Source organism: Nocardia crassostreae (genome assembly GCF_001613405.1).
In the GTDB taxonomy this organism is placed as follows: domain Bacteria; phylum Actinomycetota; class Actinomycetes; order Mycobacteriales; family Mycobacteriaceae; genus Nocardia; species Nocardia crassostreae.
The window spans coordinates 24,479-40,315 of the sequence record NZ_BDCH01000035.1; the positions used below are offsets into that span (position 1 = coordinate 24,479).

Genomic DNA, 15,837 nt, shown 5'->3' on the forward strand with positions numbered 1-15,837 from the left:
TGGTCCTGGATCTCCGCTGCGGATAAGAGTTACGGCTTTTTTACTGCGGATCGACTTGACGGATTAAGGCGTCGAAGATCCTGATCGACAGTCCAGCAATACTGTGGCTACCGATGGAATTCATCGAATTCGAAAGGCAGCGTGATTGCCGTGAGCAAAAATCGCAGCGGCCGCACCGTCGCCCGGGCGGCGCGACCGCGCCGATATTTCACGCCGTTCACGGTGGGCGCCGCGGTCGTGTTGATCGCTCTGATCGCCGTGATCGCCGTGAGCTTCCAGGCCAGGCATCGAGACAAGGAACAGGCCGCCGCCGCGGTCGCCCCGCCCGCTGTCTTCACCGCCGACGGCCGACTCCGCTTCGGCGACGCCCCGACCACGGTCACGGTCACCACCGACTTCCAATGCCCGGTATGCCGCGAGTTCACCGCCACCACGGGACCCACGCTGACCGAACTGGTGCGCTCCGGCGCGATCGCCGTCGAATACGACACCGTCGCCGTACTCGATCGCGCCTCCACGGACCGCTACTCCGCCCGTGCCTCCAATGCCGGGGTGTGCTTTGCGGTAGCGGACAAGGACGCCTGGCCCGATTTCGAACAGCGGGTCTTCGAGGCGCAACCCGCCGAGGGCGGGCCGGGACTCACCGACGACCGCCTGGTGGAAATCGCCGCCCACGCCGGTGCCAGCGGCTCCGATGTCGCGGACTGCATCACCTCGGACCGGTACGCCGGATTCGTCGAAGCGCACGGTCGCGCCGCCATTGCCGTCGGTCTGACCCATGTCCCGGTGGTGAAGGTGGGTGACCAGACTGTCGAAAACCTCACCCCCGACGGTCTGCGCGCGGCGGTGGCCCGGGCTCAGGAACAGCGCTAGCCCGCGCCCAGAGATAAGCGTTGGCGCCGACCCGATAGTCTGATAGCTGGTCGCAAGCAGTTTCGGCTGCGTGGTGGACCCCTTTCGAATCAGCACAGACAAGGACTGCACAGCGCTATGACTAGCCGCATCGAGCTCGCCCGCGTGGATCTGCGCGGACGTACGCCCACTGCTGCCGAACTGCGCGCGGCTCTGCCGCGCGGGGGCGTCGACGTGGACTCGGTGCTGCATCATGTGCGGCCGGTCGTGGAGGCGATTCGCGATCGGGGCGTCGAGGCGGCCATCGAGTACAGCGAGAAGTTCGACGGTGTGCGACCGGTGTCGGTGCGGGTGCCCGCGGCCGAGCTGGAGAAGGCCCTGGCCGAACTGGATCCACAGGTGCGGACCGCCCTCGAGGTCGCCATCGAGCGCACCCGCAAGGTGCACGACGATCAGCGGCGCACCGATAAGACCACCCAGGTGGTGCCCGGCGGCACCGTCACCGAGCGGTGGGTTCCGGTTGAGCGGGTCGGCCTGTACGTGCCGGGCGGCAATGCCGTCTACCCGTCGAGCGTGGTCATGAATGTGGTCCCGGCCCAGGCCGCGGGCGTGGATTCGCTGGTGGTGGCCTCGCCGCCGCAGGCGCAGTTCGGCGGCCTGCCGCACCCGACGATCCTGGCGGCCGCGCAGCTGCTCGGTGTCACCGAGGTGTGGGCGGTCGGCGGTGCGCAGGCCGTGGCGCTGCTGTCCTACGGCGGCACCGATACCGATGGCGCGCAGCTGGAACCGGTCGACATGATCACCGGGCCGGGCAATATCTACGTGACCGCCGCCAAGCGGCTGTGCCGCGGGCTGGTCGGCATCGATGCCGAGGCCGGGCCGACCGAGATCGCGATTCTGGCCGACGCCACCGCCGATGCGGGGCACGTCGCGGCCGATCTCATCTCGCAGGCCGAGCACGATGTGCTCGCCGCCAGCGTGCTCGTCACCGACAGCGTGGAGCTGGCCGATGCCGTCGATGCCGCGCTGACCGCGCAGATGGCCGTGGTCAAGCACCACGACCGGGTCGCGGAAGCCTTGTCCGGCAAGCAGTCCGGCACGGTGCTCGTCGACGATATCGAGCAGGGCCTGCGCGTGGTGAACGCCTACGCCGCCGAGCACCTGGAGATCCAGACCGTCGACGCGGCCGCCGTGGCGGCCCGGGTGCGCAGTGCCGGAGCGGTTTTCGTGGGCGCGTGGTCGCCGGTGAGCCTGGGCGACTACTGCGCCGGATCCAATCACGTGCTGCCCACCGCCGGATGCGCCCGGCACTCTTCGGGTTTGAGCGTGCAGACCTTCCTGCGGGGCATCCACGTCGTGGAGTACTCCGAGGCGGCGCTGAAGGATGTGGCCGGACACGTGGTGGCGCTGGCCAATGCCGAGGACCTGCCCGCGCACGGTCAGGCCGTGCAGGTGCGATTCGGAGAGCTGCGGTGAATGCTGTGACTGCCCCCGGATCGCGAATCTCCCTGAACGATCTACCGCTGCGGGACAATCTGCGCGGCAAAAGCCCGTACGGCGCACCACAATTGACGGTGCCCGTGCAGCTCAATACCAATGAGAACCCGCACCCGCCGAGCAAGGCGCTGGTCGACGATGTCGCCGAATCCGTGCGCGCCGCGGCCGCCGATCTGCACCGCTACCCGGACCGCGATGCGGTGGGGCTGCGCACCGATCTGGCCGCCTACCTGACCCGGCAGACCGGCGTCGCGCTGGATGTGTCGAATCTGTGGGCGGCCAACGGCTCCAACGAGATCCTGCAGCAACTGCTGCAGGCCTTCGGCGGACCCGGCCGCAGCGCACTGGGTTTCGTGCCGTCGTACTCGATGCACCCGATCATCTCCGAGGGCATCGACACCGAATGGATCGAGGCCAAGCGCAACGGCGACTTCACCCTCGATATCGACTACGCCGTCGCGGCCATTGCCGAACGCCGCCCCGATGTCGTATTCGTGACCAGCCCCAATAACCCGACGGGGCACAGCATTCCGCAGGAGGACCTGGTTCGCATCCTCGACGCCGCCCCCGGCATCGTGGTGGTGGACGAGGCGTACGGCGAATTCTCCAGCGCCCCCAGCGCCATCGCCCTCATCGACCGGTACCCGGCCAAGGTGGTGGTCACCCGCACCATGAGCAAGGCATTCGCCTTCGCGGGCGGGCGGCTCGGCTATCTGGCGGCCGCGCCCGCCGTCATCGACGCGCTGCTGCTGGTGCGGCTGCCGTACCACCTGTCGGTGGTCACCCAGGCCGCCGCGCGCGCGGCCCTGCGGCATGCCGACGAAACCCTCGGCAGCGTGGCCGAATTGGCGGCGCAGCGCGATCGCGTCATGGCGGCGCTGGACGAACTCGGCTACGAGGTCATTCCCTCCGACGCCAACTTCGTGCTCTTCGGCCGCTTCGCCGATGCGCCCGCCACCTGGAAGCGCTATCTCGACGAGGGCGTCCTCATTCGCGATGTCGGCATTCCGGGATATCTGCGCGCCACCATCGGCCTGGCCGCCGAGAACGACGAATTCCTGCGTGTCAGCGCCACACTGGTCGCGACCGAACTGGTCGCCTCATGAGTACGGAAGCGAACATGGACCGAATCGCCCGCGTCGAACGCACCACCCGCGAATCCAGCATTGTGGTGGAGCTCAACCTCGACGGTTCCGGTAAGACCGACATCTCCACCGGTGTCCCGTTCTACGACCATATGCTCACCGCATTCGGCCAGCACGGCAGCTTCGACCTGACCATCGCGGCCCAGGGCGATATCGAGATCGAGGCCCACCACACCGTCGAGGACACCGCCATCGTCCTCGGTCAGGCCCTCACCCAGGCGCTCGGCGACAAGAAGGGGATTCGCCGCTTCGGCGACTCCTTCATCCCCATGGACGAAACCCTCGCCCAGGCCATCGTCGACGTCTCGGGCCGTCCGTACTGCGTGCACACCGGCGAGCCGGAACACATGCTGCACAACGTGATTCCGAGCGTGGGCGTGGGCGCGTCCTACTCGACCGTGATCAACCGCCACGTGTTCGAGTCCATCGCGCTCAATGCCCGCATCGCCCTGCACGTGCGCGTGCTCTACGGCCGCGACCAGCACCACATCACCGAGGCCGAATTCAAGGCTGTCGCACGGGCTTTGCGCGCCGCGGTCGAGTACGACCCGCGCGTGACCGGCATCCCCTCCACCAAGGGAACCCTATGAGCACCAAGAAGATCGCCCTCCTCGACTACGGCTCCGGCAATCTGCACTCCGCCGAGCGGGCGCTGGCTCGCACCGGCGCGCAGGTCACCGTTACCGCGGATCCCGAAATCGCCTTGAACGCCGACGGTCTCGTCGTCCCCGGCGTCGGCGCGTTCGCCGCCTGCACGTCCGGGCTGCTGGGTGTGCGCGGTGACCGCATGATCGGCAAGCGCCTCGCGGGCGGGCGTCCCGTCCTCGGCATCTGCGTGGGCATGCAGATGCTCTTCGAACGCGGCGTCGAATTCGGCGTCGAGACCGAGGGCTGCGCCGAATGGCCCGGTGTCGTCGAGCGTTTGGACGCCCCCGTGCTGCCGCACATGGGCTGGAATACGGTCAAGGCTCCCGAGGACAGTGTCCTGTTCGCCGGGATGGACGCCGAGACCCGCTTCTACTTCGTCCATTCCTACGCCGCCCAGCACTGGGCCTGGACCGACGAGACCGCCAGCCACATCGCGCTGCCCAAGCTGACCTGGGCGGAGCACGGTGTGCCGTTCCTGGCGGCGGTGGAGAACGGACCGCTCTCGGCCACCCAGTTCCACCCGGAGAAGTCCGGCGACGCCGGAGCCCACCTGCTGCGCAACTGGGTCGAATCGCTCTGATCGGGCGCGGGATTCAGAGATCGAACCGGGCCCGGAGGGTCACCTTCAACTCCTCGAGCGAGGCTTCGGTCAGTCGTGCCTGACGGCTGACGAAGTAATCCTTGGGTAGGGCGGCCATGTCGTGGACCGCGATCACATAGTCGCCCGGCAGCCGGACGGTGAGCAGTTCCAGCGAGGGCGGCACCTCCCGGGCCTCGCGCACCCGGGCGCAGAGAATCGACGGCCGGAGCCGGGCGACAGCGTCGGAGTCCACGATGACGACCGAGAACTGGAGCCCGGCCACGGTGCGAATCCGCCAGATCTCGCCTTGCGCACCGGGATCACTCATCGGCTCGGAACAGGGTCCCTTCGGCGGTGAAGGACATGTCCGGCCCGCCGTGTTCGGCCTCGAACGCGGCGAGCTTGCGGAGATCGTCCTCGAGCATGCGCTGCCGGACGACCCGAGCGATGTACTCGCTCTGCTTGCCCTCCCCGGCAACCTTCTTGAGCCGCACCGCGATCGCATCCGGCAGCAGTACGGTCACCTTCGTGGCCATGCGTACGATCGTACGGCCATAGCCACTGCCTCTCAATCGTTTCCGGCGCGTCGATCGGCGGGTACGGCGGGCGTGCCGGTGGACCAGAGCGGGACGGTTTCCACATGGGACAGCTGCCAGCCCGCGGGTGTGCGGGCGGCATCGAACCTGTAGAGGCCGCTCAGGACGTAGTCGGGGCTGGGCGGCGGGTAGGCGCCGGCGGCGTTCCCGGGTGTGAACGCGGCGATGAGGTTGGCGTGGACGGTGGCGGAATCGCCGGTCAGGGTGATCATGACATTGCTGACGGAGTGCTGGATTGTCGTGTCGGGGTCGTGGTTTCGGCGGGCCTGGGCGGTGACCGCCTCGCGGCCGGAGGCGAGGCCGCCGGGGGTCTTGGCGGTGGCGTCGGGGGTGTAGATGGCGGTGAATTCGTCGAAGCGGGCTTCGTCCAGGGCGCGCGTGAGGCGGTGTGGCCAACGTTGGCGAGACCAACGTATCAGATTGTGGGTGTCACCAACAAGTGTTGTTAGAGTGCTGGCATGGAAATGGCGCACGAGGGGGCATCGGGGCGGCTGCGGGCCTTGCCGACACGGCTGGTCAATCAGGTTGCCATCATTGCCAATCGGGCGACCGAGCGGGCCATGGAGGCGACGGGGTCGCGGCGGCATCACTACGCGCTGCTGGCGACCCTGGACGAGTTCGGGGCGGACAGTCAGGCGGAGCTGGGGCGGCGGACCGGGATCGATCGCAGCGATATGGTCGCGGCCGTCAATGATCTGGCTGAGCGCGGCTTCGTGACGCGCAGCCCGGACCCGGGCGATCGGCGCCGGAACATTGTGGGACTCACCCGATCCGGCGCCGATCACCTGCGCGAACTCGACGACCGGCTGGCCGTCGCGCAGGACGAGCTACTGGTCGGCTTTACCGCCGCTGAGCGCGCCAATTTCATCCTGCTGCTCACCCGAATCCTGGAGCGTCACAGTCGCTGACCGGTCGGTCCGGAGCAGTCGCCAGGCCACGAGCAGCAGCGCCGCCACGCCCAGCAGGAGCAGCGCCGTGGTATCCGAGACGGCGTCGCTCAGGCGCATCACCTGGGTCTCCGTATCGAATCCCGTTTCGGCGCTAACGGTTCCGGCGAAGATATTGCCGCCGTCGGAGAGCAGGAACAGGGCGCCGACGGCAATGAAGAACACGCCGGAGATCAGCGAGGTGGTGTGCAGGTGCAGGCGGTCGACCGTGAAGGTGCGGCCGCGCAGCCAACGGCGGCGGCCGAGATCGAAACGGTCCCACAGGATTGCCAGCACGAACAGCGGCATGGCCATGCCCAGGGCGTAGACGGCCAGCAGTGAGCCGCCGTGCACGGGGGAGGAACTCAGCGCCGCCACGGTGAGAATCGATCCGAGGATGGGGCCGACGCAGAATCCGGACAGTCCGTAGACCATGCCCAGCAGGTAGACCGCGCCGGATTTCTCGGAGCCACTGTGTTTGGCCATGCCGCGCTGTGCGAAGCCGAAAGCGAAACCGCGGCCGAGGATCTGGAGCACGCCGAGGGCGATGATGGTCCAGCCGCCGATGGCGATGACCAGTTCGCGGTGGCGGGTCAGGACGCCGCCGAGCAGCGATCCGGCCGCGCCCAGCGGGACCAGGGTCGTGCACAGGCCCAAGTAGAAGGCGCCGGTGCGGGAGATCAGTTTGCCGGTGGATCCGAACGAATAGGCGAAGAAGCTCGGCAGCAGCAGTGCGCTGCACGGGCTGAGCAGCGCGAGAATGCCACCGAAAAAGGCTGCGACGTAACCGATTCCGGACGTCATCACTGTCCCGCCTGGTCCTGCAGGCCCGCCTCGATGACCGACATCATCTGCTCCACCGGGCGTGCGCCGAGCACGGGCCGCCCATTGATCAGGAAGGCCGGAGTCGAGTTCACCCCGATCCCGACCGCCTCGTTGATATCGGCGTTCACCGCATTACGCGCCGCATCCGAGTTCAGATCGGCCCGGAACTTCCCGAGATCCGCGACCCCCGCCTGCCCCGCCCAGCCGGTCACGCTGTCCTCGGTGTACGCCCCGGTATTCTTCTTGGCGGGCGAGTTCGCGAACAGCAGATCGTGCATCTCCCAGAACTTCCCCTGCTGTCCGGCAGCCCACGCGGCCCGCGCCGCCAGCTCCGATTCCGCCCCGAAGAACGCCACATTCCGCCACTCGATCCGCAACTGCCCGCTGTCGAGATACTTCTGTACCAACTGCGGCTCGGTGTGCTGCGCGAACTGCTTGCAGTACGGGCACTGGAAATCCGAATACTCGATCATCACCACCGGCGCGTTCACCCCCCCCCGCGCCATCGGATCCTTGGCATCGCGCCGCGCCAACCCCGCCAACTGCCGGAACATCTCGTTGTCGCCGGATTGCGAGGTGGCCGTCTTATCGGCCTGCGCCCCCTCCTCGTCGTTCTTGCTCACCATCTGTGAGACCGCCAGCACGAGCAGCACGACAGCGGCGAAAACAGCCACCCCCGCCCCGATCTTGCGGATGGGCGATCCGGTGGGAACCGCTGTCGCAGACGACTTCCGGGCACGACTCTTCGAACGTTCGGACATAAAAGTGAATGCTCCTGACTACCCGCGCCCACTCCACGGACACGCGAACTGTGAATTGACGACCTGCCTGACCCCGGTCCCGCCGCCACGAGGGCGCGCAGCACGGGGCGGGTCGTCTAAATCCGCAGAACGGTAGTCAGATCCAGCGGTGATACCGGCGGCCCGCTCGCATCGATCGGCACGAACGCCCCCGAATCCCGGCATCCGCCGATCTCGGAAACCGGCGCCGCCGGAATCGCCAACGGCAGCCGAATATCCTCCCGATGCGGAGCCGCGGCCTGCACCGGCGCCGCCGGTTGATCGGGCGTCTTCCGGCAAGCCGGTGCCTGCCCGGTGAAACTCACACGCTCGGCACCAACCGGCACAGCGGTAACCGGCGCGGTACCGGCAACCGCCGCCACCGCCTCAGGCCCAGCCGCCCCCGCGGAAATCCCGACCCGATCCGCCAGCATGCACGCCGCGATAAGCCCCACCACCAACCCGATGATCGCCACCACAGCGCCCCCGAACAACACCCCGTGGCGCTGCGGAGACGGCCGTCGGCACGACCCGGATCAGAATTTCACGCCGCCGAGTGTACGTGACTCACCGATCGGCTACCCACCAGCAAAGGCCCCGGTGCGCCGAACCCGCCTCCCCGCCGTCGGGAGCGGGTCCGACGCACCATGTTTCAGGGTTCGCCCCAGCACTGCACGTCAGCGCTGCTGCGGGCCAGCAATTCCGCCTTGTCCCACAGCGGCCTGACGGTCGAGTCCACCCCGGAACATGCCTCGGACGGATTGGGCACCACCCAGTCGTAGGCGGTTCGTTCCGCGGTCCCGGAGGTGGCCTCGAACGGTTTGCCGCCCGGTGCGCTGATCTCCATCGACTCACGACCCGATTCGGCGATGTACTCGATCCGGTACGTCCATGCGCAATGGCCGTCGTTGACCTTGGTCGTGAACGAGATCGTATTCCGCTCACCCTTGGGCAGACTGATCCGCTGCTGGCTGAAGAAGGCGGGCACGTCGATGCGGTCACCCTTCGAGTCCACGCCCGCCCGGTCGAAAACCGGCCGGGTCGCCGAGACATCAGTGACGAGAACGATCTTGTCGGACGCGCCCGCGGCGTGCTCGTCGAGGTATCCGTAGCCGGAAGTCAGTGGCGGGCCGCAGGGTTCGGTCAGCACCGGCACGATATCGACGACTTCCACGGCGCTGGATCGCTCGGCCTTGATCGTCAGCTCCCAGGTCATCGAACCGACCGCCACACCGCCGTGTTCACGCAGCCAGCCCAACCGGCCGTCGAGCCCGACCGCCTGGTCGGACAACAGCGGCGCCGGGTCGACACCACTCGGCAGCACCCAGTTCGAGGCTTCATCGTGCACCTGGGTGAAGTCCTCGACAATGATGTCCCTGCCGATCTTCTCCGCGGGCTTGCCGAGCGTCGTTCCGATGATGGTGTCGAACTGGGTGCCGAGGAACCCGCCGATCGCCAGCACCAGTATCCGGATCAACCAGGTCAGCGGACTCTTCCACCACGGCGCCGCCGCGTCGCCCGCCGGGTTCGGCGCGGCGGGCGCGGGCCGGGCGGTGGGCTGGGCGCGATTCGACGGCTGCCGCCGCGGCGTGGCGCGCCGCACCGGTCTGCGCGGCGGGGGATTGGCGTTCATCTCAACGGCTCCAGCGGTTCTCGGGCTGTGGTCGGCATCGGTCGTCCTTCCGGTTCGGTCCGGCGGTGCGCCGGTTCGTTTGTCCCGTAGACGGTTTCAGCGGCGGGTGCGGGTTCGGAAGTGCGGAACCCTGTAGGAGTCGTGTGGAAGTCATTGTGGCCTGCGGTTTTTCGGTGGTGGCGGTAAGCTCTCGGGCCGTGGGCGAGGCTTCGGACGCGGTCGATTCCGCCGGGGTGCACGCACGGGCGGAGGCGGTTTCCGATGTGCGGGGCTTCGGCGCGCTGATTGCGGAGGTCGCGGATCTGGCGGGGCTCTCGCGCGGGGACGTGTGGCGGGAGATGGGGGAGTCGAGCAGTGTCTATCAATGGTTTCGGGGGGAGACGCTGCCTGCGAAACGTCGGACGGCGCACCAGTTGGCGGCCTGTATCGAGCGGGCGCTCGATGCGCGGCATCCGGATCTTGAGGTCGATCTCGGGGAGTCGATCCTCGCGGCCTGGGATCGGCTCGACGCGCGCCGCCGGGTGGAGCAGGCCGCGCGGGCGAAAGCCAATCGACGCCGGGCCATGGCGAAGGCCGCGGGCGAACCGGATGCTGGCACGGGTACGGAAGAGGCCGCCGCCGAGCAGGTTCCACCGATCGTCGGGCCGTCGCCGGAGCCTGCGCGCCGGGGACGGCGACTGTGGCGTACGGTGCCGCTGCTGGCGATGGCGCTGGTGATCGGGTCCGCCACCGGGTTCGGCGTCACCCGGGCGGTGGTGGTGGCGAATCGGCCGGAGACGCCGCCGTGCGCGGAAGCCGTGCGGGTCAAGGATTCCTATGGGTTCATTCAGTTGAATATCGGGTTCGGGCCGGTGGGGGATCCCGCTGCCACGCAGCGCATCGAATTGCGGGTTCAAGTGGAGAAGGCGGTGGGCTGGGTGGTGTACGGCTATCTCGCGCGGGCGACCTCGGAACACGATGACGCCTGGCTGGAATGGAGCCATCGGATCGACCCGACCGCCGCGGATCGGGTGTACCGGTGTCCGGGGGCGACGATCAACAAGGTCCGCCAAACCCCCGGTGTGCGCGCCCGCGACGACCAGGGCGGGGAGCGCTGGTTCCGCACGTGTGCGACCGTCCCGGCGGAATTCCAGGTCCCCGGGCGCACATCGACCAACTGCACCTCATGGAATCGGCCCGATGACTGAACGACGGAAACCGATCCTGCTCGCCCTGGTGGCGCTGCTGCTCGGCGCGGCGGCGGGCGCTGGCGCGGGCCTGCGCTGGGACGACTGGTCCGCCGAGCCCAGCTACCGATCGATTACCACCAAACCGCTCATGTCCTACGGCATGTGCGCCGAACGCCGCCAACCGGATCCGGCCACCGCGACCATTACCGTGCTGTTCTCGACCGCCTTCGGCACCACCATCCGCGATCGCCGCGTCGAGATCCGCGCGCAGCGCCATCCCGAATACGGCTGGATCGTGTGGGCCGAACTCGTGCACTCGCGCTCCGATCAGGACCAACTCTGGCTGGCCTGGAGCTACACCCGCGATCCGCAGGACGACGCCACCTGGCGCGACTGCACCCAGCCCCTCGCCGACGGCCGTGCCACCCCCGCCATCCACACCTATGACGACAATGGCCGCGCCCGCTGGTTCCAGGCCTGCGGCCGGGTCCCGCCGCACGACCGCGGACCGCGCACCTCCGGCGTGTTCTGCACCGAGTGGGGCCGCCCCACCTGATCGCGGTGAGCTGCCGGATTTGCCCAGGCCGCTGACTGGGCATCGCCCGGCAACCACTACGATGCTTCCGTGAGTCTTGTGCTGCTACCTGCTGTCGATGTCGCCAATGGAGAGGCTGTTCGCCTCGTTCAAGGCGAGGCTGGAAGCGAGACCAGCTACGGTTCGCCGCGCGATGCCGCGCTGGCCTGGCAGCACGACGGGGCCGAGTGGGTCCATCTGGTCGATCTCGACGCCGCGTTCGGCAAGGGTTCGAATCGCGAGTTGCTGGCGCAGGTGATCGGCGAACTCGATGTGAAGGTGGAGTTGTCCGGCGGCATTCGCGATGACGAATCGCTGAAGGCCGCCCTGGCCACCGGCTGCGCGCGGGTGAACCTGGGCACCGCCGCCATCGAGGATCCGGAATGGTGCCGCCGCGCCATCGGCGAATACGGCGACCGGATCGCGGTCGGTATGGATGTGAAGCTCATCGACGGTGAGTGGCGGTTGCGCGGGCGCGGCTGGGTCACCGACGGCGGGGATCTGTGGGAGACCCTGGAACGCCTGGAGCGGGACGGCTGCTCGCGCTACGTGGTCACCGACGTCACCAAGGACGGCACCCTGTCCGGCCCCAATCTGGACCTGCTGACCGAGGTCGCCAATGCCACCGATGCGCCGGTGATCGCCTCCGGCGGCATCTCCGCGCTCGACGATCTGCGCGCCATCGCGACGCTGGTCCCGGAGGGCGTGGAGGGCGCGATCATTGGAAAGGCCCTGTACGCGGGCCGGTTCACCCTGGCCGAAGCTCTCGCAGCGGTTCGATAGCGACAATGGCCGCCGAACTCGCCGAGCTGCTCGAAATCGCCAGTGGTCTGCTCGACGACGCCGCACCACGATTCGTGGAGGGCATCGGTGCGCCGAGCGCGGTTCAGAAGGGGCGCAACGACTTCGCCACCGAACTGGACCTGGAACTCGAACGCACCCTGTCCGCGCGGCTGCACGAGCGCACCGGATTCCCGGTGCACGGTGAGGAATTCGGCGGCCCCCAGCTCACCTCCGGCACCGCCTGGGTGCTGGACCCCATCGACGGCACCTTCAATTATTCGGCGGGACACCTGCTTTCGGGCATGCTGCTGGCCTTGGTCCGCGACGGCGTCCCGGTGCTCGGCCTGACCTGGCTGCCCGGCCTGAACCAGCGCTACGCCGCCGTCGCCGAGGGCCCGATGTATCTGAACGGGCAGCTCATGCGGCCGCTGGAGCAAGCCAAGCTGTCGGACTCCATGATCGGCTTCGGCTCGTTCAATATCGATGGCGCGGGCCGAATTCCGGGCATCTTCCGATTCAACCTGCTGGGTGCGCTCAGCCGCCTGTCCGGCCGGGTCCGTATGCACGGCTCCACCGGAATCGACCTGGCGTTCTCCGCATCCGGCGTACTGGGTGGGGCCGTGGTCTTCGGCCACCACCCCTGGGACAATGCCGCGGGCGTGGCCCTGGTGCGCGCCGCGGGCGGCGTCGTCACCGATCTGCTGGGCCGGGACTGGACCATCGAATCCGGTTCGGTGCTGGCCGCCGCCCCCGGCGTGCACGAGGAACTACTGGACCTGATCAGCGAGACCGCCGATCACGTCCGAGGAGAGGTAGAGCAATGACATTGGCAGTGCGTGTGATCCCCTGCCTGGACGTCGACGCCGGCCGCGTGGTCAAGGGCGTCAACTTCGAAAACCTCCGCGACGCGGGCGATCCCGTGGAATTGGCCGCCGCCTACGACGCCCAGGGCGCCGACGAACTCACCTTCCTCGACGTCACCGCCTCCACCGGCGACCGCGGCACCATGATCGATGTGGTGACCCGCACCGCCGAGCAGATCTTCATCCCGCTCACCGTGGGCGGCGGCGTCCGCACCGTCGAGGATGTGGACCGCCTGCTGCGCGCCGGGGCCGACAAGGTGTCGGTCAATACGGCCGCCATTGCCAATCCCGACATCCTGCGCGCCATGTCGGAGCGCTTCGGCTCCCAGTGCATCGTGCTCTCGGTGGACGCCCGCACCGTGCCCGAGGGCTCGGACCCCACGCCCTCGGGCTGGGAGGTCACCACCCACGGCGGTAAGCGCGGCACCGGCATCGACGCCGTCGAATGGGCCGTCCGCGGCGCCGAACTCGGCGTCGGCGAGATCCTGCTCAACTCCATGGACGCCGACGGCACCAAGGCCGGTTTCGATCTGCCCATGATCCGCGCCGTGCGCGCCGCCGTCTCCGTGCCCGTCATCGCCTCCGGCGGCGCGGGCAAGGTCGGCGACTTCGCTCCGGCCGTGCAGGCCGGGGCCGACGCCGTGCTCGCCGCCAGCGTCTTCCACTTCGGCGACCTCACCATCGGGCAGGTCAAGGACGCCATGCGCGGCGAAGGTATCGTGGTTCGGTGAGTCTCGATCCCGCTGTCGCCGCCCGCCTCAAGCGCAACTCCGACGGGCTGTTCGCCGCCATCGCGCAGGAGAAGTCCAGCGGCGATGTGCTCATGATGGCCTGGATGGACGACGAGGCCCTGGCCCGCACCCTGGAAACCCGCAAGGGCACCTACTATTCGCGGTCGCGGCAGCAGTACTGGGTGAAGGGGGAGACCTCCGGCCACACCCAGTACGTGCACGAGGTGCGCCTCGACTGTGACGGTGACACCGTGCTGCTCATCGTGGATCAGGAAGGGGCGGCGTGCCATACGGGCACGCACACCTGCTTCGACACCAATGTGCTGCTCGCGCAGGGTGATCAGCTGCTCGGCGAAGAGGGCTGAGCGGCAATCGCTTTCGGATCGGCGCGGTTACTCGCCGTTGTCGATCTCGAGGTGGCTGACGGGTCGGCCGGAGCGGCCGAGGCCGCGCCCCATGCCTTTTTCCAACTGCGCCACCAGGATTTCGCCGAGCTCGAGCAATTGTTTGGTTTGCTCTTTGTCCAAGCCGTCGAATACCAAGCCGTGCACGCACTCCAGATAGCCGGGGGAGGCCTCGGTGACCTTGCGGAATCCGGCATCGGTGAGCACGGCCTGGGCGCCGCGGCGACCGGAAATGGACACGCGCTCGGCCCAGCCGAGGCGTTCGAGTTTGGAAACGACGTGTGACAGGCGCGATAGCGATGCATTTGCCTTTTGCGCAAGCTCACTCAGTTGCAACTGGTGGCCCGGTTCTTCGGACAGCAGGGTCATCACGAAGTATTCGAAATGGGTAATCCCGGACTCACGTTGCAGTTGGGTGTCCAGTGCGGCGGGCAAGCGGGTCATCAACGCTATGACGGTACGCCAATCTCGCTGTTCAATGGGATTCAACCACTTGGTCACCGTGCCAGCCCTCTCGTAGAAGCCAAGTGACGAGTTGTGCCAGCCAGACCGGCAGCTAGCGAAGCATCAACACAAAGTCACCCGCACGTCAAAGTTTGCCACGATTTCGCTCGTCCGTCACGGCGTTCCTGAATGACGTGACATCGATCACGCGTGTCGCGTGCGCGAATCAGCGCTCCACGGTGCTGGACGGTGGGCTCGGATTTTCCGGCGACACGCCTGGCTTTTCCTGCCGCACCCGCTGCTTCTCGGCACGATGCTTGCGAATCCGGCTGCGCACCAAGAGAAATGCCACCAACAAGAACACCACCGCGGCCACGATCACGCCCACCAGCGTGGCCCCGCGGAAGGCCGGTGCGTCGACATCCAGAATGCGTTCACCGGCGTGTGCGGCATTGGAGTTGCCCACCACGATGGCCAGTGTCATCAAATTCGGGACGGCCACAATGATGGCGAGCACCGCCGCGGCGCCCGCAATAAACGGACCGCCCCGTTTTCGCCAACTGAGCCCCGCGAGCAACAACAAGAAAAGTGGGACCGCCGTACAAACAACGCCGATGACCAATCCGTACCAAATGCCCTTGGAGAAACTCCCGCTCACCATCTCGGCAATCCGCTGCGCCCACCACCGCGGAATGAACGCCGCCAGGATCAGATACGCCACCCACACCACCAACGCCAGCACCACCAGCGCGATGATCCGATTGCGCCACGTGACGAACGACGAACCCTTGCGCTCCGGCGCATCCCCGCTGGGCACAGTCTCCGAGCCAGGCGTAGTCATAGCCCCAGCGTATGCCCGCACCCCCAGCGCGCCGGGGAGCGCCACTCCGGACTAACCACGCGAGCGCAAGAACTCCAGGGCGTCGTCGGCGTGCACAGTGGCGCGCAGTTCGCTGTTGATGACCTTGACGACGGTGCGGTCGGTGTCGATGACGAAGGTGGTGCGCTTGACCGGGGCCAGGACCCCGAGCAGGCCGCGCTTGACGCCGAATTCGGCCGCCACCGTGCCGCCGACATCGGAGAGCACCGGGTAGTCCAGGGCCTGCTTCTCCGCGAAGCCGGACTGCACCGCGACCGAATCGGTGCTGATGCCCACGCAGGTCGCGCCCGCCTCCTTGAATTCGCTTGCCAGATCGCGGAAGTGGCACGCCTCGGCGGTGCACACCGGGGTGTTCGCGGCCGGGTAGAAGAACAGCACCACGGGGCCGTCGGCCAGGAGGGATTCCAGGGAGCGCGGGGTGCCGGATTGATCGGGAAGCTCGAAATTCGGAGCGAGCTGGCCTGCCTTCATGAACCGAACCCTACGGTACGGGGGTCCGAGCGCTCGG

At 67.7% G+C, this 15,837-nt stretch carries 21 protein-coding genes; 12 read left to right on the forward strand and 9 right to left on the reverse strand.

Features of this window, described 5'->3' with window-relative positions:
• Positions 1–150: 150 nt before the first annotated feature.
• From NC4_RS31915 to hisH, 5 genes are all read left to right on the forward strand, one after another.
• Positions 151–873: a DsbA family protein gene (locus tag NC4_RS31915; protein WP_169814908.1), complete on the forward strand. Its 723-nt coding sequence runs from the start codon at positions 151–153 to the stop codon at positions 871–873.
• Between the two features lie 117 nt (positions 874–990).
• On the forward strand, positions 991–2,328 hold the full coding sequence (gene hisD / locus NC4_RS31920) for a histidinol dehydrogenase (protein WP_067545940.1): 1,338 nt from the start codon (positions 991–993) through the stop codon (positions 2,326–2,328).
• Between the two features lie 5 nt (positions 2,329–2,333).
• Positions 2,334–3,455 carry a histidinol-phosphate transaminase gene (locus tag NC4_RS31925; RefSeq protein WP_439957573.1) on the forward strand — a complete coding sequence of 374 codons (1,122 nt, stop codon included), beginning with the start codon at positions 2,334–2,336 and terminating at the stop codon, positions 3,453–3,455.
• Positions 3,452–4,084 carry an imidazoleglycerol-phosphate dehydratase HisB gene (gene hisB, locus NC4_RS31930; RefSeq protein ID WP_067545946.1) on the forward strand — a complete coding sequence of 211 codons (633 nt, stop codon included), beginning with the start codon at positions 3,452–3,454 and terminating at the stop codon, positions 4,082–4,084. The genes NC4_RS31925 and hisB overlap by 4 nt, the downstream gene beginning before the upstream one ends.
• Positions 4,081–4,722: an imidazole glycerol phosphate synthase subunit HisH gene (hisH, locus tag NC4_RS31935; protein WP_067545949.1), complete on the forward strand. Its 642-nt coding sequence runs from the start codon at positions 4,081–4,083 to the stop codon at positions 4,720–4,722. The genes hisB and hisH overlap by 4 nt, the downstream gene beginning before the upstream one ends.
• Before the next feature lie 13 nt (positions 4,723–4,735).
• Here hisH and NC4_RS31940 read toward each other — a convergent pair whose 3' ends face one another.
• The 3 genes from NC4_RS31940 to NC4_RS39560 are packed head-to-tail and all read right to left on the reverse strand — an operon-like array spanning position 4,736 to position 5,791.
• Positions 4,736–5,050, reverse strand: a complete 315-nt coding sequence (locus tag NC4_RS31940; protein ID WP_067545951.1) for a hypothetical protein — start codon at positions 5,048–5,050, stop codon at positions 4,736–4,738.
• Entirely contained in the window at positions 5,043–5,258 is a 216-nt protein-coding gene (locus NC4_RS31945) for a hypothetical protein (protein WP_067545954.1), read from the reverse strand. The genes NC4_RS31940 and NC4_RS31945 overlap by 8 nt, the downstream gene beginning before the upstream one ends.
• Positions 5,259–5,290: 32 nt before the next feature.
• Positions 5,291–5,791 carry a nuclear transport factor 2 family protein gene (locus tag NC4_RS39560; protein ID WP_169814909.1) on the reverse strand — a complete coding sequence of 167 codons (501 nt, stop codon included), beginning with the start codon at positions 5,789–5,791 and terminating at the stop codon, positions 5,291–5,293.
• On the opposite strand from NC4_RS39560, the gene NC4_RS31955 reads away from it, so the two are divergent.
• Entirely contained in the window at positions 5,777–6,226 is a 450-nt protein-coding gene (locus NC4_RS31955; RefSeq protein WP_067545960.1) for a MarR family winged helix-turn-helix transcriptional regulator, read from the forward strand. The genes NC4_RS39560 and NC4_RS31955 overlap by 15 nt on opposite strands.
• Here NC4_RS31955 and NC4_RS31960 read toward each other — a convergent pair.
• The 3 genes from NC4_RS31960 to NC4_RS31975 form a co-directional block, all read right to left on the reverse strand.
• Complete coding sequence (locus NC4_RS31960) at positions 6,146–7,048, reverse strand: cytochrome c biogenesis CcdA family protein (RefSeq protein ID WP_067545963.1); 903 nt, start codon at positions 7,046–7,048, stop codon at positions 6,146–6,148. The two genes, NC4_RS31955 and NC4_RS31960, sit on opposite strands and share 81 nt — an antisense overlap.
• Entirely contained in the window at positions 7,048–7,743 is a 696-nt protein-coding gene (locus tag NC4_RS31965) for a DsbA family protein (RefSeq protein ID WP_218021353.1), read from the reverse strand. The genes NC4_RS31960 and NC4_RS31965 overlap by 1 nt, the downstream gene beginning before the upstream one ends.
• A gap of 757 nt (positions 7,744–8,500) precedes the next feature.
• Positions 8,501–9,481, reverse strand: coding sequence for a hypothetical protein (locus NC4_RS31975; RefSeq protein WP_067545969.1), 981 nt, complete (start codon positions 9,479–9,481; stop codon positions 8,501–8,503).
• Between the two features lie 197 nt (positions 9,482–9,678).
• Between NC4_RS31975 and NC4_RS31980 the strand changes: the two genes are divergently transcribed.
• The 6 genes from NC4_RS31980 (at position 9,679) to hisI (ending at position 13,966) form a co-directional block, all read left to right on the forward strand.
• Positions 9,679–10,668 (forward strand): hypothetical protein, encoded by a 990-nt coding sequence (locus tag NC4_RS31980; protein ID WP_067545972.1) that lies wholly within the window; start codon positions 9,679–9,681, stop codon positions 10,666–10,668.
• The gene (locus tag NC4_RS31985; protein ID WP_067545975.1) at positions 10,661–11,206 is read left to right on the forward strand and encodes a hypothetical protein; all 546 of its coding nucleotides are present in this window, start codon (positions 10,661–10,663) and stop codon (positions 11,204–11,206) included. Before NC4_RS31980 ends, NC4_RS31985 begins: the two co-directional genes overlap by 8 nt.
• A 69-nt stretch (positions 11,207–11,275) precedes the next feature.
• On the forward strand, positions 11,276–12,007 hold the full coding sequence (priA, locus tag NC4_RS31990) for a bifunctional 1-(5-phosphoribosyl)-5-((5-phosphoribosylamino)methylideneamino)imidazole-4-carboxamide isomerase/phosphoribosylanthranilate isomerase PriA (protein ID WP_067545977.1): 732 nt from the start codon (positions 11,276–11,278) through the stop codon (positions 12,005–12,007).
• Between the two features lie 5 nt (positions 12,008–12,012).
• Positions 12,013–12,831, forward strand: a complete 819-nt coding sequence (locus tag NC4_RS31995) for an inositol monophosphatase family protein (RefSeq protein WP_067545980.1) — start codon at positions 12,013–12,015, stop codon at positions 12,829–12,831.
• On the forward strand, positions 12,828–13,601 hold the full coding sequence (gene hisF, locus NC4_RS32000; protein ID WP_067545982.1) for an imidazole glycerol phosphate synthase subunit HisF: 774 nt from the start codon (positions 12,828–12,830) through the stop codon (positions 13,599–13,601). Before NC4_RS31995 ends, hisF begins: the two co-directional genes overlap by 4 nt.
• Positions 13,598–13,966 carry a phosphoribosyl-AMP cyclohydrolase gene (gene hisI, locus NC4_RS32005; RefSeq protein ID WP_067545985.1) on the forward strand — a complete coding sequence of 123 codons (369 nt, stop codon included), beginning with the start codon at positions 13,598–13,600 and terminating at the stop codon, positions 13,964–13,966. The genes hisF and hisI overlap by 4 nt, the downstream gene beginning before the upstream one ends.
• A 27-nt stretch (positions 13,967–13,993) precedes the next feature.
• On the opposite strand, the gene NC4_RS32010 is transcribed toward hisI, so the two are convergent.
• The 3 genes from NC4_RS32010 to NC4_RS32020 all read right to left on the reverse strand — a co-directional run bounded on the left by NC4_RS32010 (position 13,994) and on the right by NC4_RS32020 (position 15,800).
• A complete protein-coding gene (locus NC4_RS32010) occupies positions 13,994–14,449 on the reverse strand; it encodes a MarR family winged helix-turn-helix transcriptional regulator (RefSeq protein ID WP_245722088.1) in 456 nt (151 codons plus the stop codon).
• A gap of 226 nt (positions 14,450–14,675) precedes the next feature.
• Positions 14,676–15,290, reverse strand: coding sequence for a permease (locus tag NC4_RS32015; RefSeq protein ID WP_084529970.1), 615 nt, complete (start codon positions 15,288–15,290; stop codon positions 14,676–14,678).
• A 51-nt stretch (positions 15,291–15,341) separates the two neighbouring features.
• A complete protein-coding gene (locus NC4_RS32020; RefSeq protein WP_067545993.1) occupies positions 15,342–15,800 on the reverse strand; it encodes a peroxiredoxin in 459 nt (152 codons plus the stop codon).
• Positions 15,801–15,837: the final 37 nt, after the last annotated feature.